Source organism: Denitrobaculum tricleocarpae (assembly GCF_007004665.1).
GTDB lineage: Bacteria > Pseudomonadota > Alphaproteobacteria > Kiloniellales > Kiloniellaceae > Denitrobaculum > Denitrobaculum tricleocarpae.
The window spans coordinates 233,208-257,585 of sequence record NZ_ML660060.1; the positions used below are offsets into that span (position 1 = coordinate 233,208).

Here is a 24,378-nt window from a genome sequence, read left to right on the forward strand (position 1 = left end):
AGTGCCCGGAAAAGTCAGCTTTTTTGCCAATCCGGCCGGGCCTGCCGCCACCAGGATTGCCAGTTCTGAAGATTAAACCCGAAGCGCTGGCCCGTCAGGATGCTCAAGGCGCCGATTGCGTCGCCTTTCAGCCACAGAGGATCGTTGGGCTGCACAAGGCGGGATATGAGCGCATCGATGGTTTCCGCGTCCTTTTGCGCCAGTTCGGCGGCGGCCCACATGGCGGCCTGCTGAGGATCGAAATACTTTGCCGCGCCGTTCTCCGCCTTGGTCCAGGGGGCTGCGATCATGTCCGGTGGCACGCGGCCCTGACCTGACACAGCCATGGCCCAGAGCGTGATCGAGGCGCCGATATCGCCCGCAGGCTCGACAACGACGTCCCGAAAGGGATTCATGCGCCCGGCGGGGCGGGGCGTCTCCAGGAGTCGATTGAAGAAGTCTTTCGGTGGTGATGAGGTTGCGGCATCGTACGCCAGGTTCCGGATCGGACGCCCGAACGCGGCGTAGCTCTGCGGATCACGAAGCGCTTCATCCAGCGCCTGCGCCTGAGCGGTCCAGTCGGTGATGCGCATTTTGGGTTTCGGCTTAAGCTCCGGAAGTGGCGTGATTTCACTGCCGCCAGACCTTGAGGTCCCGTGCTGGAAACCCCAGAGGATACCTTGTCCGTCTGCACCCGCGCCGCCGATGTAAACCCAATCTGCGGAAGCGATCACATCAAAGGGCTCGCCGTCCGCCAGATTCCCGGCCAAGGTCCAGTCGGTGCCATTTTCACTCCGCCAGAGTTGGCCGCCGCTGGCGCTGTCCGAGATCGCCCAAAGCCGGCTGCCGTCGGATGCGAGATCGAAGGGCCGCCAGCCCGGTCGGGTTTCGGTGACTGCTTCGGAACGCGCGCCGTTACTGCGCCAGACCGCCGCACCGTCCTCTCGCCGGATGATGCCGTAAACCTCGTTACCGTGGCGAACCACTTCCGACATGGGCAGATCCCTGGGCCAGTCAGGCAAGTCGCTGACTCTCGTTCCATCGTAGCGGACCATTTTCCGGCCTTCAGGGCCTCTCAGATGCCCGACCAGGACCCCGCCGACTTCAACCAGGTCGACGATCCTCGATACACGGCGATCCGGCGTCGGGTGATCGTAGGCTTGGCGCCAGGTCCGTCCCTGATCGGACGAGACCTGCAGTCCCGCGCGCCAGCCTGAAGTCGCCGCCACCAGCTTCCCCTTCAACTCCGCCATGGCGAAGACGTGGAACATCCGCGCCGTCGTGATCTGGCCTGTCGCCCAGTCTTCGCCGTTAGTGACCTGAAAATCGCCCCAACCCGGCGAGAGGCGCGGATCCTCGGACGGCCAATAAAGCAGTCCGTTGGTGACAAAGGGGGTCCCTGCGTCCTGGCTCCAAAGGTGGCGCTCGTAGCGCGTTTCTTGAGTTGCAGGGTTGTAGCTGTAGATCTCCGCGGAGTTATGATCGACGCCTTTGACGCTGTTGGTAAACCAGAGCCGGTCTCGGAAAACCGCCATTTGGCTGATCACGGGCCATGGGCCCGTCTGCGTCAGAACCGGAAGCTCCGGAACCGATGAGGGAAGGGATTGACCGGCGGCGAACGACGAACCGGCTATCAGGATCGCAGCAGCGAGAAACCCGGTAAACCTGGTGTCAAGCGAGAGACGGGAGATCGGTTTTCGCATTGAAGTAACATAAGGCCGACAGGGTTCTTTACTTGCTTCAATCCTTCACAAACCTGTGAGCGTGATCACGTTGCGTCGGTCTCGGGCCGATTGCCTCGTCTCATCCACGTTGCTATTGGAATATGCTTCCTCATGTTTCAACCGGGTGCCGGTACAGCGGACTGACTGCAAGGGGTTCAGCAATGCGCAGCTACGATGAGATTTTTGAACTGGCCGCCGGTCGCAAGGGCGGCTGCGGGGTTCTCGAGGACTTGCTCTCGAAACCCAAATCCGCCGACGTGCTCGCCAAGCTGGGCGATGACCGCTGGCTTGCGGGCATGACCCGGTCTGTGTTTCAGGCTGGCTTCAACTGGAAGGTCATCGAGAAGAAATGGCCGGGGTTCGAAGAGGCCTTCGAGAGCTTTGATCCAAGGCGCTGGTCGCTGATGTCCGACGAGGATCTCGATCGATTGGTCAAGGATACGCGCATCGTGCGCAACGCCGTGAAGATCCTGTCCGTGCGCGACAACGCGATTTTTCTGACGGACCTTGCCCGCGAACACGGCACCGCGGCCAAGTGTCTGGGGAACTGGCCACCCGACGACTACATCGGCCTGCTGGAACTCTTGAAGAAGCGCGGCGGCCGTTTGGGCGGCACAACCGCCCAGTGTTTCCTGCGCCAAATCGGTAAGGACAGCTTTGTGCTTTCCAAAGACGTCGTCACGGCCCTCATCCGTGAGGGTGTCGTGGAGAAGACGCCCGGATCCAAGTCCTCCATGCGCGCGGTGCAGGATGCCTTTAATACCTGGTCCCGGGAGAGTGGGCGGTCACTCACCGAGATCAGCCGGACCCTCGCCATGTCCGTCGAGAGCTAATCGGAGACTGTCCGAAGTGCTGAACGTAGGCATGAGAGAGCGTAGCTGCGGAGCTGAAGCCACTGCGTGCCGCAATTTCGCTGAGACTCTGAGTTGTCTCCAGCAACAGGCCGCGCGCAAGGCCGAGCCGCAGGTGCAGGTAGTAGCGCTGCGGCGTGGTCTGCAGTTGGTCACGGAAGGAACGCTGCAACTCCCGCTGTGATGTGCCGACCGCCTTCGCGAGTGCACCAAGCTTCAGGGGCGTCTCAAGAGTATCCTGCATGACGGCTATGGCTTCGACCAGCTTCTGCGTCAGGCGCCCTGCGCCGCGCAGGGCCAGACCGGTCTGGGGGTCCTGAGCGGTGAGATGCTGATCGTAGATCAGAACGCCTGCCACATCGAGGGCCTGGGCTTCACCGTAATCCCTCGCGATGACCCGCAACATCAGGTCCAGTGTCGTGGTGGCACCACCCGCCGTGATACGGTTCTTCGCCATGACATAGCGGTCGGGAACCACTTCGATCTCGAGAAACTCTTCCGTGAAGGCTTCGAGTTCCTGCCAGTGGATGGTGGCCTTGTGACCGTCAAGAAGGCCGGCTGAGGCCAGCAGGTAGCTTCCGGTGTCCAGGCCCGCCAGAACGCAGCCGGCGCGCGCATGATACTGAAGCTCCTGCTTGAGCCTGCGCGATGCCTGGCGGCGGTAACCGTAACCGGCGACCACAAAGAGCATATCCGGCTTGCTCAGGCTGCTCAGTTTCTCATCCGCGGCAATGTTCAGACCACTCGAGGTCGTGACCGGTTTGCCGTCCAGGGAAAGAAGCGACCAGTCGTAGAGCCGGGCTCCCGCGAAGTGATTGGCGGCGCGCAAAGGCTCGACAGCGTTCGCGAGGCAGAGATTGCTGAACTCAGGCAGCAGAAGAAATGCGTAGTGAAGTGGCTTGATCGGCATGCTTTGGCGAATTTAATACGATTCAGAATGAAAATCATACGATTTTGGATTGAAGCTGCCGCTATATTCGGGAGGCAAGAGGGAGAAAGCTGATGAACTGGGAAGTCTTTGTGACCTGTGCCGTGACCGGCGCTGCGGAATCCGCCGATAAAAGCGAGCATGTGCCGGTGACGCCGAAGGAAATCGCCGCCGCTGCCATTGAGGCGGCCAAATCGGGTGCTGCCATTGCACATATCCATGTGCGCGATCCCGAAACCGGGCTGGGTTCCCGCGATCCCGAACTCTTCCGCGAGGTGGTCGAGCGTGTGCGGGAGGCGGACACGGACGTGGTGATCAATCTGACCGCGGGCATGGGCGGCGATGTGATCTTCGGCCCCGGTGAAGCCCCACTGCCCCTGAACCCGGAAGGCACCGATATGGTCGGCCCGCTGGAGCGCCTGGCGCATGTTGAGCAGTTACTGCCCGAGATCTGCACCCTTGATTGCGGGACCATGAATTTCCTGGCCGGCGACTACGTCATGACCAATACACCCTCTATGCTGAGGACCATGGCGCGCCGGGTTCAGGAGCTGGGTGTGCGGCCGGAGCTGGAAGTCTTCGACAGCGGCCATCTGGTTTTCGTCAAGCATCTCATCTCCGAAGGGCTGCTTGACGACCCGATCATGATCCAGCTCTGCATGGGTATTCCCTACGGTGCGCCGGATGACCCCATGACTTTTCAGGCCCTGGTCAACGCCCTGCCCAAGGATGCGGTTTTCTCCGGCTTTTCCATTGGCCGCATGCAACTGCCCTTCGTGGCGCAGGCCGCGCTCTGCGGCGGCAACGTGCGGGTCGGGCTGGAGGATAATCTCTACCTGTCGCGCGGCGTAAAAGCGACCAACGGGTCGCTGGTGGAGCGGGCTGTCACCATCCTGGAGGGGATGAACGTCAAGCTGCTGGGACCCGACGAGGTGCGGTCGAAGCTGAAACTGGTCAAACGCGGCTGAAAACCAAAAGAGGCTGACAACCGCCAGGGAGAGATCCGCTATGCGCGAAATTCAGAGAGTCGCCTTAATCGGCGGCGGCGTCATCGGTGCGGGCTGGGCCGCACGGTTCCTCTTTAACGGTATGGATGTGACCGTCGCCGATCCTGATCCAGAGGCGGAACGCAAGATCGGCGAGGTGATCGCCAATGCCCGCCGGGCGCAGAAGAAACTGACCTACAGCTCCGAGATCGCGGAGGGAACCCTCAGGGTGGTCAGTGATATCAAGGAAGCAGTCGGCAAGGCCGACTTTGTGCAGGAGAGCCTGCCCGAGCGTGAAGACCTGAAGATCGAGGTCCTGGCCCAGGTCAGCCAGGCGGTCGCCTCCGATGTGATCATCGGGTCCTCCACCTCCGGCCTCTTGCCCAGCCGCCTGCAAAGCAAGATGCAGAACCCGGAGCGGCTGGTTGTCGGGCATCCTTTCAACCCGGTTTATCTGCTACCTCTGGTCGAGGTCTGCGGCGGGGATCTGACCTCGGCGCAAAGCAAACAGGATGCCGCGGCGATTTACGAATCACTTGGGATGAAGGCGTTGATCCTGCGCAAGGAAATAGACGGTTTTTTGGCGGACCGGTTGCTGGAGGCGGTCTGGCGCGAGTCGCTCTGGCTGGTCAATGATGGCATCGCGACGGTCGAGGAGATCGATGACTCCTTCCGCTACGGCGCAGGGCTGCGCTTCGCGTTCATGGGCTCCTTCCTGACCTACCGGCTTGCCGGGGGCGAGGCGGGCATGCGCCACTTCATGGAGCAGTTCGGGCCGGCTTTGAAGCTGCCTTGGACCAAACTCGAAGCGCCTGAACTGACCGACGAGTTGATCCATAAGGTGGTGACCCAATCCGACGCGCAGGCCGCTGGTGTTTCGATCCGCGATTACGAGCGCAAGCGTGATGATTGCCTGGTCTCGATCCTTCAGAGCCTGCGCAAGAACGATTTTGCCGCCGGTTCCGTGCTGAAGGACTACGAGGCGAAGCTCTTCGGTCAGGCGCAGGTGCGGGTGATGGCGGCGGACGACGATCTCAGTCAGCCGCTGGTCCTACTGCAGACGGCGGTCGATCCTGAGTGGGTCGATTACAACGGACATATGACGGAAAGCCGCTATCTGCAGGTCTTCGGAGAGGCTTCGGATGCCTTCTACCGCTACATCGGCGTGGACGCGGCCTATCTGGCGGCGGGGCACAGCTACTACACTGTCGAGACGCACATCATGCATCTGCTTGAAGTCCATGCCGAGGAACCGATCGAGGTGCAGACGCAGCTTTTAGGGCACGATGAAAAGCGCCTGCGGCTGTTTCACACGATCGTCCGTTGCGAAGACGGCGCGGAGTTGGCGACGGCGGAGCAGATGATGCTGCATGTGAATACCAGGGCGCAGAAGGCCTGCGCCGCTTTGCCCGAGGTGCTCGCGCCGGTAAAGGCGATCGCGGAAGCGCATGCCGAACTGGAGCAGCCCGGTGCAGCCGGCCGGCGTATCAAGGATCTGGCGGGCTAAGCCTGGTACCCGCTGTACTGACTCGCGACCCAGGCATGGAAGGCATGGGTCGCGCTATCCATGACCGGGGAGAGGGTGCCGCCATCGAAATCCGGCGCGTGCCGGCCGCGCTGCATGCCTTCCACCACGCCGATATCCTCGATGAAGATGCCTTTCCACATTTCGCTGTTGCGCTGGCGCAAATCCTGCCAGGGTGCCTCCGTCATCTCCGGTGAGGTGTAGTAGATCTCGACCCGCTCCAGCGTTCTGTCGTGAGACAAGGGATCTAGCAGGATTGCGTAAAAGTGATCCTTGTGAATTCCCAGCAGAACATTGGGATAGAGTGCGATGTACTCGGCGCAGGTGGACCATTTTTCCGGCAGGTTTCTGAAGTGGGCGAAGCTGCGGCCTGAATCGTCGAGCTTCGGATTGTAGACGGTCGTTCCCTGGCCGGAAAACTGGCCCTCCTCAATAATGTTGTAGTGATCCTCGAGCCGCGAGTAGCTGTTAAGGCCCGGATGGATCCAGGGCAGATGGTAACTCTCACAGTAGTTCTCGATGGCGAGCTTCCAGTTGCTCTTCACTGTCAAACTGAAGGAGGACTCCGGGCCACCGTGATAAACCCTTTGCCCTTCGAATTCCGACCAGCGCTCGGTCAGTGTCTTGGTGGCGGTCTCGAAGCCCGGTGCATCGCCCGAGAGATTGACGAAGATGAGGTCCATCCAGACGGTCGAGCGCACCTCGTAGAGGCCGAGTTCGCTCTTGGTCACGGCGGGGTGGTCGTTCCGGCCCGGGCCGCCCAGATGCGGAGTTGTCTTGAGTTCACCGTCCAGACTGTAGCACCAGGAGTGATAGGGGCAGCGGATCACGCCGCGGAAGTTGGCCGGCTCATCGACCAGGATCATGCCCCGGTGGCGGCAGACATTTTGGAAGACCCTGATGCACCCTGTCCTGTCACGCAGGAGCAGCAGCGGAATTCCCAGAAAGGTGACCGGTTTGGCATCGCCGGCCTGCGGGATTTCCTTACCGAAGCCGATGCAGGACCAGTTCGGCGAAAATACCCGTTTTTTCTCTTCCTCGAAGATTGATGCGTCCGTGTAGAAGGCGTTTGGCAAACATCCGCCCTCGGCCACTCGGGTGAGGCCGGGCGCCGGGGGTGAAATCGGGAGCCGGGCATGATTCAGATCCGAAGTTTCCGCCAATTTCATGAGTGCCTCCCCTCGTTTCGGTCCGGTTGACGAGCGTGGTCTGTTTTGACTGTTACAGAACGGCAAACAAGGCGTCGGGATCAATAGGCCAAATGGTCATGTATCGGATGATCTGAGATCAACAAACGCGACTTCAACTCAATTGAAGCCGCTCAACTGAAGCCGTTGTCGTCAAGCCTCTCGGCCAGCCCTGTGCTGGGGTACTCAGGACGCGGCTGTTGCACGGCTGGCGGCCTGCTCGGCGGTATGGAGCAGCCAGTCCATGAGCATCTGAGCGTGTCCGGTCAGATTCCGGCTGGCGTTACTGGTCACGTAAAACGCACCCGGAGCCGTGATCTCAAGCCTGGTGAGACGTGTAAGCTTACCCGAGTCGAGAAGTGGCTTCACCAGACTGTTCCAGCCCAGCGCTACGCCAAGGTTGTCCTGCGCGGCCTGAAGCGCGATGAAGTAGTTGTTGAAGCGGCGGGTGTCGAGGTTTTGAGGCGTCTGGCCCTGACGCTGAAACCATTCGGTCCAGTCGGTCCACTCGGGATCAACGCCATCCATAACCAGGAGAGGGAGTCCGGTGACGCCCTCAAGATCTCTGGTGGGGTGCGCCTGGGCAAAGTCCGGGCCACAAACCGGGTAGATGCGGTCGTCGAAGAGTTTGAGTGCCCGCTCATCCGGCCAGACGCCTTTGCCGTATCGCACACGGATATCAACTTCCGAGGTCCGCAGCTCATGAGCCCGGTCGGCAATGACATGGTTCAGCGTGATCTCCGGATGGCTTCGCGCGAAACCGCCCAATCGCGGCATGAGCCAGAGAGAGGCGAAGGCCGTTGTTGCACCGATGGTAACCGACGCGCGGCGTTCCCTGTTCCTGATGTCCTGGTAGGTCTGAGAGATCTGACTGAAGCCCTGGGCGAGGATGTTGTAGAGCTTGGTGCCCTCCGCTGTCAGAACAACGCCCCGATGAACCCTCTGGAACAAAGGCAATCCGATGTCAGCTTCCAGCGCTTTGATCTGCCGGCTGACAGCGCCCGGTGTGACATTGAGTTCATGGGCGGCGCGCTTGAAACTCAAGTGCCGGGCCGAAGCTTCAAAGGCAGCGAGGCTGGTCAGGGATGGAAGCTCGTAATACTGCCGGGGCATTCTGCGCGGTCTCGTGTTCGTGGCACCGATTTCATCGTTCGGATCCTGTCATTGGAGGCTCGTTTGGAATTCCGGTCAATAGCCGGATGAAGAGCACCTTGACTTGGGCATTCAGTCCTGCCCCGAACCCGGTTGTCGCCGCTGTTGCGGGCACTTGGCTTCCCGAGGCCCCGGACATCAGCCGTGGCTCGCGAAGTCCGGTTTCGCGCCGCCGAGGGCAGTGGTGATTTCTGCAGCCGCTTTGACAATAAGGCCGCCCAAGACCTGCACCCGTTCGTCCGTCAAACGCGCGGTCGGGCCGGACAAGGAGATGGCGGCCAGGGGGTGGCCATATTCGTCGTAGATAACGGCCGCGACACAGCGCAGCCCGATTGCGTTCTCTTCGTCATCGAAGGCATAGCCCCGCTGCCTTGCCAGACTGAGCGCCTGGCGCAACCGCACCGGTGTATCGATTGTCTTTTCGGTGTAGCGGCCGAGGCCCCGGCGTTGGACGATCCTGTTGACCTCCATATCCGGCAGGCCCGAGAGCAGCGCCTTGCCGACCCCGGAACAGTGAAGGGCCACGCGGCCGCCGGGTTTCGCGATGGCCCGCATCATCTGCCGGCATTCCACCTGTCCCAGATAAATCGCCTCTCCCTGGTCTTCCACCGCGAGATTGACGGTTTCACCGCTGTCTTCCATCAGGTTGCGCATGTGTGGTCGCGACATGGCGACCAGATCACGCGATCTGACAAAGGCGTTGCCCACGACAAAAGCCTGCACGCCGACCAGCCAGACGCTGCGCTCCAGATCAAAACGGACAAAGCGTTCTTCCTGCAGGGTGGTCAAGAGCCGGTGTGTTGTTGAGGGAGCCAGTCCGACTTTCTGGGCGAGATCGCTCAGGCTCAGGCCATAGTCTTCGTCGGTCAAGGCATTCAGAAGTGAAATCGCACGCGCCAGCGACTGAACCTGGCCGCTGCGGCGGCGGGCTGATCCCTCCTGCTTGGCCGGGCTTTCCTTTGCCGCCGTACCCCGGCTGCGACCTTTACGGCGTTGTTGGGAAGCTGGGCTCTTCGCCATCCCCGATCCTGTCTCCGTCCAGTCTGTCTGTTGCAATAGGCATGGTGAGCCCGCGCATACGGCAGTCCGCAAAGCCGGCTCATGAATAGCGGTATCGTATGACCGGCGCGATTGCCAGAGGTGATTCGTTCACACCACGCAACATCCCCCGATAATCAACATGATTACAGCGACATAGCTGAAGTGTCTTTGTCGGTTTTGCTTGTAACTGCAAGTAGTAGGCCAGTCACAATCTACTTTTTGGGGTCAAGTTAACTGCGATTTAAGAAAATAAGGCGAAATTTGTGTGAATTCAGATCGAAGGTTCGAAGTGTAGGGAAACAAATAATTTACTGAAATCTGAAGCGGCGAATCCCGACATGCGTCATCGTTTTTGTTCTCCACGGATTAACTCTCTGATTTTGCTTAATAAGCGGTCAAGAAACGCGTGTAGGCAAAGCAAGCACTCTACCTCGAGGTGGAACGAACAGGTGGAGTGGGGGGCAAGCAGAAGCCACTGCGCATAAAGGTTCTTGTTCGCATCACTTGGCAATCATCCACCGAAGCGGGGGGTGAACCAACAATTGGAGATAGTCTATGAAGAAAATCCTCGTACCTCTCGCGGCAGCCGGCCTTCTCGCCGGTGTTGGCGCTGTAAACGCAGAAACGCCCGGCGTTTCGGCTGACCGCATCATCATGGGCCAATCCGCCGCTTTCGGTGGTCCGGCTGCTGCGCTCGGCACCGGCATGAACCATGGCCTGATGGCAGCGTTCCAGGAGATCAACAAGGCCGGTGGCGTTCATGGCCGTCAGCTGGAAGTCAAGCAGATGGACGATGGCTATGAGCCGGATCGTTCGATCGCCAACACCCGTCAGCTGATCGAGCAGGACAACGTGTTCGCTCTGATCGGCGCTGTGGGCACGCCGACTTCCAAGGCGACGCAGCCGATTGCAACCGAAGCCGGCGTTCCCTTTATCGGTCCCTTCACCGGTGCAGGCTTCCTGCGTGACCCGAACAACAGCAACGTGATCAACGTGCGTGCGACCTACGACCAGGAGACTGAGACCTGGATCAAGCACCTGACCGAAGACCTCGGCATCAAAAAGGTTGCCATTCTCTATCAGGATGACGGTTTCGGCCGTGTCGGCCTGTCCGGCGTGAAGAAAGCTCTGGAAGCCCGCGGCATGTCGCTGGTTGCCGAAGGCACTTACAAGCGTAACACCGTCGCCGTGAAATCCGCTTTGCTGGAAATACGTAAGGCCGAGCCGGAAGCGGTTGTGATGGTCGGCGCTTACAAGCCCCTGGCTGAGTTCGTTAAGCTTTCAAAGAAGCTGAAGATGGATCCGGTTTTCGTGACCATCTCCTTCGTCGGTTCCACCGCGCTTGCCAACGAGCTGGGCGATCAGGGTGAAGGCGTTGTCATCAGCCAGGTCGTGCCGTTCCCGCAGGACACGACGATCCCGCTGGTTGCCGACTACCACAAAGCTCTGAAGGCCTACGATCCTTCGCTGGAGCCTGGCTTCGTGTCGCTCGAGGGCTACATGGTCGGTCGTCTGACGATCATGGCGCTTCAGGAAGCCGGCAAGGAACTCTCGCGCGAGAACTTCCTGAGCTCGGTTTACGGCACGGGTTCGTTCGATCTGGGTGGTGCCACGCTGAACTACGGCAATGGTGACAACCAGGGCATGGACAACGTCTTCCTGACGGTGATCCAGCCGGACGGGAGCTTCAAGGCCGTTGAGACCTTGACCCGCTAAACCAAAGTGTGTGCCCGGGTGACCATTGGGTCACCCGGGTTTTTTTCCTGCGAGGTGGAGCTTCAGGATGAGTGGTAATTTTATGGGGTTTGTCAAAGACGGTTTGACCAAGGGGCGTAACAGGGTCAAATCGGCGACGAAATCTGAAGCGAACGGAAACCCGGCCGATTCTCAGGCGGAGTCCATGGACTCAAAGGCCGTAAAGAAATTCGGTATCGGCCAAAAACTCTATCTGGCGCTCGGGGCAATTACGCTTATTACCCTTGTAGCGGCGTCCATGACCCTGCTCACGTTCGAGCGCGTGCGAACCACTCTCGATGCACTGACGCAGACTTCCGTCACCGGTATTATGAATTCCATGGGCATGTCCGCCGAGAGCGCCGCACTGGCTGCGACCGCACCTGCCCTGCTCAACGCCCAATCCGCCGACGAGCGCGCTAAAATCAAAGAAGTGATTACAGAACGACTGCAGGCGCTCGAGACGTTGCGCGCAGGCATTCTGGACGACGACAGCCGCGCCAAACTCGGAACCCTGGTCAGCGAATTGCAGACGTCGCTCGACAATTTGAGCAACCGGGTCAATGAGCGCGAGGGCTTTCGTCAAGACGCCGATGCAATCAACCGCCAGCTTCAGACGGCTCACGAGAACTTCTTGAATTTCGTGGTGCCCGTTGTCGACGATAAGAACTTTTTGCTCGCAGTTTCGAGCGAAGAGACAACCGCGCGCGCCGGCAACGTCATCGAACAGCTGGTTGGCAAAGAAGTGCAGTTCTTAAAGTCTGCACTGAGCCTCAAAGCGGCAGGACATCAGCTTATTGGCCTGATGGTGCAGATCGGTGCCGCCGGCAGCCCGGATGATCTGGTGCCTTTGAGAGAGCGTTTCACCGCGATCAAGGCTTCGATCGAGACAGCCTCGGCAAGCCTGCCAGAGACGGATGCTGCTACCGCCGTTATCACCATTGCCCAGAATCTTATAAAGTTGGGGGACGGAGATAACTCCGCGTTTGATCTGCGGGCGCGGGAATTCAGGTCCAAGTCTCTGTCGTTTGTTGAGCTGCAAGCGCTCAACAACGATCGCAAAAACTTTCAGGAAGCGCTGACCGAGTTCAGCTTTACCTTCGAAAAAACGCTTGAGCCTGTTGTCGACGATGCCGAGTTCAATCTGGAGATCGGCAAGGACGATCTTACGGGCGAACTGACAGAGTCGATTTCGACCTTCGTCAACAAGGACGTTGCGGAGCTGCGTGCATTGATTGAGCTTCGTGCCGACGTGAACCTGGCGGCGGGTCTTTTGAGTGCAGCCGTGGGTGCGCCCGACGTGGATGCGCTCGGTGCGATTCAGGAGCGCTATACCTCGGCTGCCAATACGATCTCGACCGCATTGCGCGCTTTCGCAGGAACCGAACTTGAAGCGCCGGCGACCGAGGCCGTTTCCGCGATAAAGGCGATCGGTTCGGGTGAGAAAGGCATCTTCACTGTCCGCGAAGCCCTGCTGCGTGCCCAAACCGCGGCCAATGAATCCCTTGCGAACAGCCGTGATCTTGCCGAATCCGTCAAGGTCGCCGTGGACAAGGTTGTTGCCACCTCCAGCGAGCAGGCGGCCGATGGGAGCGAGACGGCGCGTGAAGCCATGGAGAGTAGCCGTTTCGTGCTGATCCTCATGATGGTGTTGAACGTAACCTGTAGCTTGCTGGTTGGCTGGTTCCTGATTTCGCGTCAGGTCGTGCGCCGTCTGGTTGGCCTTGCCGACGGAATGGGCGAGGTTGCGACCGGCAATCTGAAAGTCGACATCGATGCCAAGGGCCGGGACGAGATTACCGACATGGCCAAGGCTCTTGTCGTCTTCCGCGACAATGCCTCTGAAATGGAGCGCATGCGGGCGGAGCAGGAAGAGATGGAGAAGCGTTCTGTCGAGGAACGGCGTCAGGCGATGACTGCGATGGCGGACCGTTTCGAAGAGTCGGTCCAGGGCATCGTCAATCAGCTGCTGTCTTCCGCCCAAAGTATGGAGGACAACTCCGGCTCGATGAGCGGTGCAGCGGATAAGACGAAGGAAGCCTCGAACACCGGACGCACGAGGGCCGAAGAGACATCGGGCAGCGTTCAGACCGTTGCAGCGGCTGCCGATCAGTTGACGTCAGCCATCCGTGAGATAAGTGCCTCGATCAACCAGACCACCGATAAAGCCCGGACGGCATCTGAAAAAGCACAGACAACCAATGAGGCTGTCGTCTCGCTCAGTGACGCCTCCGAGAAAATCAGTTCGGTGATCGAGCTGATCCAGGGTATCGCAGAGCAAACCAACCTGCTTGCCTTGAACGCCACCATCGAAGCCGCGCGCGCCGGCGATGCAGGTAAGGGATTTGCGGTGGTTGCCGGTGAGGTGAAGAGCCTCGCCAGCCAGACAGCAAAGGCGACCGAGGAGATCACCCAGCAGATCGCAGCGGTCCAGGAGGGGACCTCGGAGGCCGTAAACTCGGTGAAGGAAATCAACAGCCTGATTCTCGAGATGACGGAAACCATGGTTACGGTGACAGCCGCTGTCGAGGAGCAGGAAGCGTCAACGACCGAGATTGCCCGCTCCACCCAGACGGCGGCCAATGGTACGGGTGAAGTGACCCAGACCATGGTGCGCGTTGCAGACGTTGCGGATGAAACCGGCCAGCTTGCCGCTCAGGTCCTCAACTCGGCGCAGGAGCTTTCCGGTCAGGCGCAAACCCTGAACGAAGAAGTCGGCGGCTTCTTGAAGACGGTGCGCACCGGCACCTGATCCGATCGTTCCAGGAGAAACGAGAACCGGGCCCGTCTTATTGGCGGGCCCGGTTTTTTTACAGGTCATTCCTGTTTCAAAACCGGTCGCTGTGCCGTCCGATCCCAGCGCCAGGACGCGGCGTGCCGGGAGACCTCGACACCGCCGACCCAGCGGGCGACGGCCCCGTGCGACTGGAAGTCAGACCGACCCGCCACAAGCTCTTTGCCAAGGGGTGTTAAGAAGATTTTTCGATCCGGCCAGAGCTGCGGTTTGGGGTTTGTCCCGGTTTTGATGGGTGGCTTTTCGGCCTTGTTCAGGTTCGCGAGAAATGACCAGTACATCAGATCGCCCAGGTAGGGCAGCGGTTCCCTCTCGAGCTGCAGCTTCCGGAAAAGCTGGCCGCCGGTCATGGGACCTTCCGCGAGCATTTTCAGGGTGAGGCGTTCAGTCAAACCAAGACCGTCATCGAGACCGGGAAGCTCCTGCAGGTGCCGCAACAGTGCCGGTGCCATTTGCGGCAGAGCGGGCGTGCCCGTTCGGGCTATCTCGAAAAGGCTCTCGGGCGACGTCTGCCGCAATGCATCCCAGACACGCGTTCCGAGTTTCAGCATCTGCGGCGTAACGGGCTGACGCTGCTGCCACAACATGCGTAGTGCCGCTGGCGAGAGCTGCCCCAGGCCGTTGAAGCGCGTGATCACCGGGAAGCGGTCGATACAGATGAGCTCCACTTGGCTGGAGCGTCGGCGCCGATGTTCTTGCTCTGCAAGCAGCGCGAGGATCCGCGCGAGAATCAGCTGGTCGTAACTGTCGTGCTCGAACCAGAGGATGATCCGCTCACGGGTCATGGCTTCCTTCAACTCCGCGGTCTCTCTACTCTGGCGCGCTCGGACATCCTCGATTGGAAGTCCGTAAGCGCCGGAGATAAACTGCGCGCGGACTTCGGGCAGGTCGTCTCCCGCCGGGACGGGGCCATGGCAGTAGGGATCCGCGAACTCTATGAAGTCGCCTGCAAATCCCGCGGTCTTGAGGCCGTCCCTGATATCCGAGCCGCAGCGGACATGGATTGTATCGCTGCGCGCATCAGGTGCCGCCGCACCCTCGGCGATGGCCTCTCTGGCACCATTAAGTCTCTCTATATGTCTCACGAGCTTCGGCCAGCTCTCGACGCCCAGTTCACGGGCGAGAATCAACTGAGCATCGCTAAGCCTTGCATATTTCTCGGCGATGATTTCGGGCGCGTGATTACGTGCTTTCGGGTGAAATTCAGCAGCGCGTCGCAGGGCGTCCGGGGCGCTCGACTTCAAGGCGCGTTGCAGCTCGCGGGCACGCTTTTTCTGCTGTTCGATATTGAGACGAACCTGATCGTCGCTCAGGACCGGCTCGGTCCGGGTCGTGTCTTCGGGCATAATACCCCCTCCGTTGTCACCTGGGTCCGCATCTTCAGGCCAAAGGGGAAGATCCCAATATGTCGTCTAGAGCATGTTCCGATCTTACGGGGGCATGCTCTAATGGTTGTGGGCGCTGCCCTTCCCGCGGACGGGGTGCGTCAACCTCGCAAGTATCATCATGCGGGGTCCGATGCGGCGGGGCAAGTGGAGTCTTTGCTGTCAAAAGGTCAGACAAAGCCGCAGGGAGTCATAGATGGCCGCGTGAATATTGCGGCTGGAGACGGCGTCACCGACCCGGAATAGCTGATAACTGCCGTCCGGATTGGCCGCGAGCGCCTGCGGTTGCATGGTGATCAAGGCGTCGTAGTCGACCGCACCTTGATTGACGGAGTCCGGTTTCAGTTCGAAGTAGAGTTCATCCAGCGGCAGGGTTCCGTGTTCCACGACGACCTGGTCCACCAGCCGTTCCTGCGAGGTCTTGCTGTACTCGTTGAAAAGTGTCGCGGCGAGACGATTGCCGTCCCGCCGCACGGCGGTCAAACGCTCCGTCAGCGTGATCTTCACGCCGCACTCGGAAAAAGCTTTCAGGTATATCGGCGAGTTCGTGCCGCCGATTTCCGGCGCAACGCTGCGTTCCGGCGTAACATATTCGAGTGTCGCACCCGCGCAGGCCAGAGACTCGGCGGCCATCATGCCGGGGTGTGCGCCGTTGTCGTCGAAGAGCAAGATCTCCTGCGCGGCTTTACTGTCGCCGGCCAGCACGTCCCAGGACGTGACCACCAGGTCTTCCCCTGCCTCCAGAAAGCCGGTATTGGGCAGGCCGCCGGTGGCGACGATCACGATATCGGGCGATTCGGCCAGTACGTCCGCCGCCTCGGCATAGCTGCTGGTCTTGAGGGTCACACCCAGATCGGCGCAGCGCTCCACGCGCCAGTCGACAATTCCGATTATCTCCCTGCGGCGTTGCAGTTGCGCCGTGAGGCGGACCTGTCCGCCGGGTTCGCTTGCGGCTTCGAACAGCACCACCTCGTGCCCGCGCGCCGCTGAAACTCTTGCGGCCTCCAGTCCGGCGGGACCACCCCCCACGACGACCACTTTCTTTGCGGGGCCGGGGCCGCGCTGCACCTCCTGCGGAATAGTCGCTTCCCGCCCGGTCGCCGGATTGTGAATGCAGTAGGCGGAGCGGCCTTCATAGATGCGATCGATGCAATAGCCCGCGCCGACGCAAGGCCGGATCTCTTCCTCGCGGCCTGCCATGATTTTTCGGGTGATATGCGGGTCCGCCAAATGAGCACGGGTCATGCCGACCATGTCGAGCTTACCCTCCGCTACGGCATGGCGGGCGGTGGCGACATCGTTGATGCGCGCCGCATGAAAGACCGGGAACCTGGTTGCCGCCCGAACTTCGCCGGTGAAGTCCAGGTGGGGCGAGGACCGGGCGCCCATGTTTGGAATGACATGGGACAGGGACTCGTCCGAATCGATGTGCCCACGAATGACGTTCAGGAAATCAACCTGGCCGCTTCCGACCAGACGCTGAGCAATCTCCAAACCTTCTTCCCGGCTCAGGCCCTTGTCCCAGTCTTCGTCCACCACCAGCCGCAGGCCGAGGATGTAGGCCGCGCCGACTTCCTTACGGATGGCGTCGATGACCGCAAAGGTGAAACGCAGGCGGTTTTCCAAGGATCCGCCGTAATCGTCGTCGCGATGGTTCGTGGCTGGGGACCAGAAAGCATCCATGAAGTGGCCGTAAGCTTCGATCTCGACCCCGTCCAGTCCGCCCGCCTGACAGCGCGCGGCGGCTGCGGCGTAGTCCCGCGTAATCCGCGCGAGATCCCAGTCCTCGGCTTGCTTCGGGAAGGCGCGGTGGGCCGGTTCGCGTACCGGCGAGGGCGCCAGGACCGGCAACCAGTCGTCCTGACTCCAGGAGGTGCGGCGGCCCAGATGGGTGATCTGGCACATGACGGCGGTGTCTTCTTGGTGACAGGCGTCGCTCAGTTCCCGGAACCAGGGGACGATCTCGTCTTTGTAGACATGCAGATTGCCGAAGGCTTCAGGGCTGTCGGGCGAGATGATGGAGGAGCCGCCGATCATGGTCATCGCCATGCCGCCCTTGGCCTTTTCCTGGTGATAAAGACGGTAGCGCTCCTTCGGCATGCCGTCTTCGGAATAGGCCGGTTCATGGGCCGTGGACATGATGCGGTTGCGCAGGGTCAGGTGTTTGAGCTGGTAGCTTTGCAGCAGAGGGTCTTGTGTTGCCATGATTCGCCTGTGTCGTCGCGGGCTTTCAGTTTAGGGGCAGCCGGCGGAAACGGCCAGGTGCGGCGGGATCGTGAAAATGGCTCATGGGCCCGTTCTCGGCAAAGTGCCGGTGCCAGCGCTCCATGGCTGCGGGGTCGAGATCAACGCCAAGTCCCGGACCTTTAGGCAAATGCACCACATTATTGGTCTGCCGGAAGGGGCCGTCCTTGATCACGTCGCCGACCTGCCAGCGGAAAAGCGACTGGGAGGGTTCGGTGATCCAGTGGGTCGCGGCCACCACATGCAGATAAGCCGAGGTCATAATCCCCAGGTCGTTGGAGTAACACCAAAAACCCTTGCCCATGGCTTCGCAGGCCGCGACGAACTTCAGGGTCCTGGCGATCCCGCCCAAGGCCGCGAAGTTGCAGACGAAAGAATCTGGCGCTCCTAAAGCGACGGCACGCCGCAGGTCGGGAATATGGGTCGAGAAGGGAATGCGGGAATGTTGCCGGAGTTCGGCCATCTCTTCGAAGCTCGCGACCGGGTCTTCGTAATTGCGGATGTTGTAGGCCTCGATCTCGCGCAGGACCCAGCGCGCCGTGGTCAGGGACCACTGCATATTCGAATCCAGCCGGATCATGGCCTCCGGCCCGAGAGCTTCGCGCAGCAGCCTGACGGTCCGGATCTCCAGCTCCGGATCGCCCTGGATCAGCTTACCCTCGAAGAACGTGCTCCCGTGCTGCTCGCGCATCTTCAGGCAGTAGTCGACGATGGCCTCGGGTGTCATCTCGCCGCCCGTTGCAGTGCCATCCTGGCCCCGCCACGCGGGCCTGAAAGAGAAGTACTCCGTGAAGGGAATCGCCTTGCGGACCGCGCCGCCCAGCAGCTTGTAGAGCGGCAGATCCATGGCCTTGCCGCGAATATCCCAGAGCGCCAGTTCCACCGCGCCGAAGGCCACGGTCGAGGCATTCTCACCCGTGTTGGCGGTGATCTGGTAGGCGGGAACGCACAGCGATTCCGCGTTGGCGAGATCCAGCGGATCTTGCCCGATCAGCGCGGGTTTGATCTCCTTCTCGACGACTTCTCCAAAGTGCCACCAGGGCGCTTCGCCCAGCCCGACGATTCCCGCATCGGTTTCCACCTCGATGATGGACTTGGAGGCGCCCGGATAGAGGCCCGCCGTCCACCAGAAGGGCGCGTCGAAGGGGACGTTGACGTGAGTGACTTTAATGTCCGTAATTTTCATGAATGCTTGTTTCCCCGCTGCTCAGTACCAGGCGTCTTCCACGGCGTCTTTTTTGTTGCGGATGAAAGCCTGAAGCTCCTCGTCCAGGGCCTGGTCCAGCGGCGGAGCCTCATAGGATTTCAGCGTTGCCGTCCAGCGGCTGTGCGCGCGTTTCACCGCGTCCTGTTTGCCGTTGTCGCGCCATTGTTCATAGGAGGAAGAGTCGGCCAGCTCGGAGTCGAAAAACGCGGTTTCATAGTTGGCCATGGTGTGGGCGCAGCCGAAGAAGTGTTTGCCGGGGCCGACCTCGCGGAAGGCGTCCAGCGCCAGGGCGTTGTCGTCCAGAGGCAGTCCCTTCATAAAGCTGTGCATCATGCCCAGATGATCGGCGTCCATGACGAACTTTTCGTATCCCATGACCAGTCCGCCTTCCAGCCAGCCGGCGGCCTGTAGGATAAAGTTCGCACCGCTGAGCAGAGCGGGCGTCAGGGAGTCCGCGCTTTCTTGGGTGGCCTGCGCGTCCGCGACTTTGGAAGACGTCAGGGATCCGCCGCAGCGCAGAGGCACGCCGAGACGCCGCGCCAACTGGCCGACCGCCAGATACGCGACCGCCGGCTCCGGCATGCCGAAGGTCGGCGCGCCCGAGCGCAGCGACATGGAGCTGAGAAAGTTTCCGTAGATCACTGGCGCGCCCGGCCGGACGAGCTGAGTGAGCGCGACATCGACCATGGCTTCGGCGTGCGCCTGCGCAATCGCGCCCGCCGAGGTCACCGGCCCCATGGCGCCGCCCAGAATAAAGGGCGAAATCACGCAGCCCTGATTTGCGGCGGCATAGGCACGGATCACTTCGGTCACCATCCCGTCGTAAACCAGCGGCGAGTTCACGTTGACGTTGCCCATGATCACGCAGTTTTCGTCAGTGAATTCCTGCCCGAAGGCGATCCGCGCCAGTTCGATGGAATCCAGGGCGCGCTCCGTCGTGGTGATCGACCCGAGGAAGGCTTTGTCGCTGTAGCGGATGTGGCTGTAGACCATGTCCAGATGACGTTTGTTCACCGGCACGTCGACCGGCTCGCAGATGGTGCCGCCGGAGTGGTGGATCCAGGGTGAGGCATAGGCCAGCTTGATCGGGTTCCGGAAGTCCTCGAGGCTGCCGTAGCGGCGGCCGCCCTCCAGATCGCTGACGAAGGGCGGACCGTGCGCGGGAACAAAGACGATACTGTCACCGCCGATGGTAACCGAGCGGGCCGGATTCCGGGCGTGCTGAACGAAAGACCGGGGCGCCGTCGCCTGGATGATGCGGCGCACCAGGCCGCGCGGGAACCTGATCCGCTCGCCTTGGATATCCGCGCCGGCCGCGCGCCAGAGATCCAGTGCGGTCGGGTCGCCGAGGATTTCGATCCCGATCTCCTGCAGGATCGTATCGGCAGTGTCGTCGATCTTTTGAAGCCCTTCTTCCGACAGGAGTTCGTAGTACGGAATCCGGCGCGTGATGAATGCGGGCGCCGCCGCGTGGCCTTCCGCGCGCTGCGCCCGCCTGGCTTTTCTGCCTCTGCGGCCGTCCCGCGGCGCAGGTTTCTTTTCGCCGGAAGTTTTGACCGCTTCGTCCGTTTGCGCCGGCATGATCCTGCTCCGCTTCAATGAAGAACCATCGCACTCTTCGACAACGCTCGCTGGCACGATGCCTAACTGAACAATGACGACTCTAATCCGGGCCCGAGCGCCTGTGACGCTTGAAAATCCTTGGTCAAAAGATAAGCTGTATTTATGCGAAGTCTGCGCAAACTCATTCCCTCACCCGGGGCTCTCTTCGTTTTCGAGGCGGCCGGACGGCTGTCCAGCTTCACGCGGGCGGCGGAAGAACTGAATGTCTCTCAGGCGGCGGTGAGTTATGCCATAAAGCAGCTTGAAGAAACCCTGGGCCAGGCTCTGTTCCGGCGACAGCATCGAAAGGTCGTCCTCACCGAGGCAGGGGAGCGGTTTTTCTACGATGTCTCTATCGGTCTGACGCACATCAGGCGCTCGGCGGAGGCCCTGCACCAGGATCGCACCGGGCGGCACGTAACGATCTCGGTTTCCACGGCTTTCGCCAGTCAGTGGATGCTGCCGCGTCTGGCCGGGTTTCACGCAGACTGCCCCGATGTGGATTTGCGGCTTCAGACCACGGACCGGGACAGCGATCTGGCGATGGAGGGGATCGGCCTGGGGATCCGGCGTGGCACTGGGGATTGGGCCGCTTATCACTCGGCGCTGATCGCGACGGAGGATATCCGGCCGATCTGCAGCCCCGATTATCTGGCCAGGGAACTTGAAGATCCGACGCTTGAGCGACTTGCGCGGACCCGATTGATTCACCTGGACGAGCCCTTTCGCGAACGGCCGGGCTGGCGCGAATGGTTCGCCGCGCAGGGGATCGACTACCGGAGCCGGGAAGAAGGCCTGCGCTTAAACGACTATGCCCTGGTGATCCAGGCCGCCCAGGAAGGTGAAGGCGTGGCGCTGGGCTGGCAGCACCTGACCCATCGCCTGATCGCGCAGGGGCTCCTCGTGAACCCTGTGCGGGAAACGCTGCAAAGCGAGTTCGGCTTTTACGTGGTCTGGCCGAAAGCCATCGCCCTGATTCCCCACGCCGAGGAAGTCCGGGACTGGCTGCTGGCCCAGGCGGAGCTCTGACGGGTTTCTCTCCCCGCCAGAGCTTGTTTCCGCATCAATGATGGTTTCCCATCAATGATTATTTCTGGGCGTAACCTCTGTGACCCGATTGTACTTGGTCGCGGGCTCCAGACACATGCCGTCCGAGAGCGAACCCACCATGGAGCGGTAAATCTCCTGCCAGGCGGTCTGATGCGGCGGGATCGATTGCTGCCACGCGGCCTTGCGGCTGGCGATCTCCTCGTCTGAGATCAGCATGTCGACCCGGCCCTTGCGCAGATCGACGCGCAGGATATCGCCGGTTTTCACGATGGCCATACCGCCGCCCAGGGCTGACTCCGGCGAAACGTTGAGGATCGAGGGGCTGCCCGAGGTGCCGGACTGGCGCCCGTCGCCGATGGTCGGCAGAGCGGAGATACCCGCTTTGATCAGGGCGTCCGGCGGCTGCATGTTGACCACCTCTGCGGCGCCCGGATAGCCGATCGGCCCGGCGCCGCGGATCAGCAAGGTGCTGCGCTCGTCGATTTTGAGCGCCGGATCGTTGATGCGGTCGTGATAGTCCTCCGGCCCCTCAAAGACGATGACACGGGATTCAAAGGCATCCGGATCCTCGGGATCTGACAGGAAGCGTTCGCGGAAGTCGGGGCTGATCACGCTGGTCTTCATGATTCCGGAATCGAAGAGGTTACCCGTGAGGACACGGAACCCCGCCTGTTGTTTCAGGGGATTGTCCAAGGGGCGAATGACATCGTCGTTGTAGACTTTGGCGTCCGCGTAGGCCTCGGCCATGGTCTGGCCGCTGACCGAGAGGGCTTCGCCGCGCAGCTTGCCCAGCTCTCTCAGGCGGGCGAAGACGGCGGGCACGCCGCCGGCGCGATGGTAACTCTCAGCCAGATATTCACCGGCGGGCTGACAATTGACCAGCAACGGCAGGTCGAAGCCGATCTTCTCCCAGTCCTGCACATTCAACTCGACCCCCATGTGGCGCGCGACGGCGACCAGGTGGATCGGGGCATTGGTGGAACCGCCGATCAGGGTGTTGACCGCAATGGCGTTCTCGAAGGCCTCCCGGGTCATGATCTTATCAGGCGTCAGGTCTTCGTGAACCATGTCCACGATCCGCCGCCCGGTGCGGTAAGCCATCTGCGCGCGATCACGGTAGGGCGCGGGGATTGAGGCGCAGCCGGGCAGGCTCATGCCCAGGGCTTCCGCCAGGGAGTTCATGGTCGAGGCCGTGCCCATGGTGTTGCAGTGCCCGAGGCTCGGGGCGGCGTCGCCGACAAGCTTGATGAACTCCTCGCCGGTGATGTCGCCCGCGGAAAAGCGCTGGCGGCATTCCCAGGCGATGGCGCCGGAGCCGAAACCCGGCTTGCCGTCCCGGAAACTGTCGAGCATCGGCCCGCCGGAGAGCACGATGGAGGGCAGGTTCGCGGTGGCGGCGGCCATCAGCAGCGCTGGTGTGGTCTTATCGCAGCCGGTGGTCAGAATGACGCCGTCCAGGGGATAACCGTGCATGACTTCGACCGCGCCCAGATAGGCGAGGTTGCGGTCCAGCGAAGCGGTCGGGCGGCGGCCGGTTTCCTGGATCGGATGCACGGGAAAGACAAGCGGCACGCCGCCGGCATCACGGATGCCGTCGCGCAGGCGTGCTTCCAGGTCGACATGGATGCGGTTGCAAGGCGAGAGGTCGCTGCCGGTCTGGGCGATGCCGATGATAGGACGTCCGGATTGCAGTTCTTCCGGCGTCAGGCCGAAGTTGAAATAGCGCTCCAGATAGAGCGCTGTCATCCCCGGGTCGCCGGCGATGTTGAACCACTTCTCACTGCGCAGCGGCTTGCGGTCCGTGCCGTTTCCGGAGGACTTGGGGGCATCGTTCGGGGGCTTTTTCGCCATGTGCCTGACTTCCTGCTGATCGCGGCCCGGCCAAGCCATCGGAAGTGGCTATCGACAGGGTCGGTTCGTTATCGTAAAAAGTAATACTAATAGAAATAAGCCATGGCGGCGGCAAAGTCACGTCTTGCGTCCGTCGGCCCGACACCTCGAGCTTCGGGCCATTCAGCCGAAGTGCCGACGCCATTGCTCAGTGGATCTTACAGGCGGGGAACAGAGAGTGTCTTCAGGATTGTGACCGAGAAACACTTACAAGCGGAACTGCTGCTGGATTGCCGGAATTTTCTCGGCGAAGGCGTGCGCTGGAACGGCGCGCTTCAGAAGCTTTTCTGGGTGGATATCGAGCGGGCCGAGCTTTGGTCGCTCGATCCGGAAGACCATGCCACCCGGACTTGGACGCTGCCCGAACGTATCGGCTCTTTTGCCTTCAAGGGCAACGGCATGATGCTTGTTGCGCTCGAGAGCGGCCTGCACGAGTTCGATCCGGAGACCGGCGAAGCAAAGCGGCTGACCGAGTTCGAACCCGATCTGCCTTCGACCCGCATGAACGACGGCGTTTGTGACCGGCAGGGGCGGTTCATTGTCGGCGGGCTTGATGAGGAAAGCCTCCGTCCGCTTTCCTCCGTCATTTCCTACAGCGCGGAAGGTGATGTTTCACCTCTGATCTCCGAAGTCGGCTGCACGAACTCCCTCGCCTTCAGCAGCGACGGCCGGAAGATGTATTTTGCCGATACCTCCGACCGCTTTATCTATCGCTTCGACTATGACATCGAGAATGGACGACTGGGAGAGCGGGTTCTCTTCGCGGCTCTACCGGAAAAGGGCGGACGCCCGGACGGATCGACCATAGATGCGCAGGATCATCTCTGGAATGCCGAGTGGGGCGGAAACCAAGTGACCTGCTATGATCCCGATGGCGCGATCGTGGCGCGGGTGACACTGCCGGTCAGCAACATCACCTGCTGCACCTTCGGCGGATCCGAACTCAGCAAACTCTTTATCACCTCGGCGCAACAGGGTTTGACTGAAGAGCAGCGCGTGGCGCAACCTCATGCCGGCAGCCTCTTCGTTTGCGACCTGGCTCCCGGTGGACTGAAAAACCGGGGCCTCCCCGATGTGCTCTATGCCGGGTAACCGGCGT

17 protein-coding genes are annotated in these 24,378 nt (G+C 61.0%); 7 read left to right on the forward strand and 10 right to left on the reverse strand.

The window, feature by feature from the left end:
• Positions 1-14: 14 nt before the first annotated feature.
• Positions 15-1,682, reverse strand: a complete 1,668-nt coding sequence (locus tag FKG95_RS23375; RefSeq protein WP_142898842.1) for a beta propeller repeat protein — start codon at positions 1,680-1,682, stop codon at positions 15-17.
• 182 nt (positions 1,683-1,864) lie between these two features.
• Here FKG95_RS23375 and FKG95_RS23380 point away from each other — a divergent pair, with 182 nt between their 5' ends.
• Positions 1,865-2,536 (forward strand): DNA-3-methyladenine glycosylase I, encoded by a 672-nt coding sequence (locus tag FKG95_RS23380; RefSeq protein WP_142898843.1) that lies wholly within the window; start codon positions 1,865-1,867, stop codon positions 2,534-2,536.
• Here the strand turns inward: FKG95_RS23380 and FKG95_RS23385 are convergent.
• Complete coding sequence (locus tag FKG95_RS23385; protein WP_142898844.1) at positions 2,502-3,464, reverse strand: GlxA family transcriptional regulator; 963 nt, start codon at positions 3,462-3,464, stop codon at positions 2,502-2,504. The two genes, FKG95_RS23380 and FKG95_RS23385, sit on opposite strands and share 35 nt — an antisense overlap.
• A 92-nt stretch (positions 3,465-3,556) precedes the next feature.
• Here FKG95_RS23385 and FKG95_RS23390 point away from each other — a divergent pair, with 92 nt between their 5' ends.
• Positions 3,557-4,450, forward strand: coding sequence for a beta-keto acid cleavage family enzyme (locus FKG95_RS23390; RefSeq protein WP_142898845.1), 894 nt, complete (start codon positions 3,557-3,559; stop codon positions 4,448-4,450).
• A gap of 40 nt (positions 4,451-4,490) precedes the next feature.
• Complete coding sequence (locus FKG95_RS23395; RefSeq protein ID WP_142898846.1) at positions 4,491-5,975, forward strand: carnitine 3-dehydrogenase; 1,485 nt, start codon at positions 4,491-4,493, stop codon at positions 5,973-5,975.
• Here the strand turns inward: FKG95_RS23395 and FKG95_RS23400 are convergent.
• The 3 genes from FKG95_RS23400 to FKG95_RS23410 form a co-directional block, all read right to left on the reverse strand.
• Positions 5,972-7,162: an aromatic ring-hydroxylating oxygenase subunit alpha gene (locus tag FKG95_RS23400; RefSeq protein WP_142898847.1), complete on the reverse strand. Its 1,191-nt coding sequence runs from the start codon at positions 7,160-7,162 to the stop codon at positions 5,972-5,974. The genes FKG95_RS23395 and FKG95_RS23400 overlap by 4 nt on opposite strands.
• Positions 7,163-7,366: 204 nt before the next feature.
• Positions 7,367-8,293, reverse strand: a complete 927-nt coding sequence (locus FKG95_RS23405; RefSeq protein ID WP_142898848.1) for a LysR substrate-binding domain-containing protein — start codon at positions 8,291-8,293, stop codon at positions 7,367-7,369.
• 177 nt (positions 8,294-8,470) lie between these two features.
• On the reverse strand, positions 8,471-9,352 hold the full coding sequence (locus FKG95_RS23410) for an IclR family transcriptional regulator domain-containing protein (protein ID WP_142898849.1): 882 nt from the start codon (positions 9,350-9,352) through the stop codon (positions 8,471-8,473).
• Between the two features lie 576 nt (positions 9,353-9,928).
• On the opposite strand from FKG95_RS23410, the gene FKG95_RS23415 reads away from it, so the two are divergent.
• The gene (locus FKG95_RS23415) at positions 9,929-11,089 is read left to right on the forward strand and encodes an ABC transporter substrate-binding protein (protein WP_142898850.1); all 1,161 of its coding nucleotides are present in this window, start codon (positions 9,929-9,931) and stop codon (positions 11,087-11,089) included.
• 67 nt (positions 11,090-11,156) lie between these two features.
• Positions 11,157-13,859, forward strand: a complete 2,703-nt coding sequence (locus FKG95_RS23420) for a methyl-accepting chemotaxis protein (RefSeq protein ID WP_142898851.1) — start codon at positions 11,157-11,159, stop codon at positions 13,857-13,859.
• 65 nt (positions 13,860-13,924) lie between these two features.
• Here the strand turns inward: FKG95_RS23420 and FKG95_RS23425 are convergent, their stop codons facing one another.
• The 4 genes from FKG95_RS23425 to FKG95_RS23440 form a co-directional block, all read right to left on the reverse strand.
• Positions 13,925-15,247, reverse strand: coding sequence for a DUF1835 domain-containing protein (locus FKG95_RS23425; RefSeq protein ID WP_142898852.1), 1,323 nt, complete (start codon positions 15,245-15,247; stop codon positions 13,925-13,927).
• A gap of 201 nt (positions 15,248-15,448) precedes the next feature.
• Positions 15,449-17,491, reverse strand: coding sequence for an NADH:flavin oxidoreductase (locus FKG95_RS23430; RefSeq protein ID WP_142898853.1), 2,043 nt, complete (start codon positions 17,489-17,491; stop codon positions 15,449-15,451).
• A 25-nt stretch (positions 17,492-17,516) separates the two neighbouring features.
• The gene (locus FKG95_RS23435; RefSeq protein WP_142898854.1) at positions 17,517-18,716 is read right to left on the reverse strand and encodes a mandelate racemase/muconate lactonizing enzyme family protein; all 1,200 of its coding nucleotides are present in this window, start codon (positions 18,714-18,716) and stop codon (positions 17,517-17,519) included.
• A gap of 21 nt (positions 18,717-18,737) precedes the next feature.
• A complete protein-coding gene (locus tag FKG95_RS23440) occupies positions 18,738-20,318 on the reverse strand; it encodes a trimethylamine methyltransferase family protein (RefSeq protein ID WP_142898855.1) in 1,581 nt (526 codons plus the stop codon).
• A 144-nt stretch (positions 20,319-20,462) separates the two neighbouring features.
• On the opposite strand from FKG95_RS23440, the gene FKG95_RS23445 reads away from it, so the two are divergent.
• The gene (locus tag FKG95_RS23445) at positions 20,463-21,368 is read left to right on the forward strand and encodes a LysR substrate-binding domain-containing protein (RefSeq protein ID WP_142898856.1); all 906 of its coding nucleotides are present in this window, start codon (positions 20,463-20,465) and stop codon (positions 21,366-21,368) included.
• A 51-nt stretch (positions 21,369-21,419) separates the two neighbouring features.
• Here FKG95_RS23445 and FKG95_RS23450 read toward each other — a convergent pair whose 3' ends face one another.
• The gene (locus FKG95_RS23450; protein ID WP_142898857.1) at positions 21,420-23,240 is read right to left on the reverse strand and encodes an IlvD/Edd family dehydratase; all 1,821 of its coding nucleotides are present in this window, start codon (positions 23,238-23,240) and stop codon (positions 21,420-21,422) included.
• A gap of 231 nt (positions 23,241-23,471) precedes the next feature.
• Between FKG95_RS23450 and FKG95_RS23455 the strand changes: the two genes are divergently transcribed.
• On the forward strand, positions 23,472-24,371 hold the full coding sequence (locus FKG95_RS23455; RefSeq protein WP_179954239.1) for an SMP-30/gluconolactonase/LRE family protein: 900 nt from the start codon (positions 23,472-23,474) through the stop codon (positions 24,369-24,371).
• Positions 24,372-24,378 lie beyond the last annotated feature (7 nt).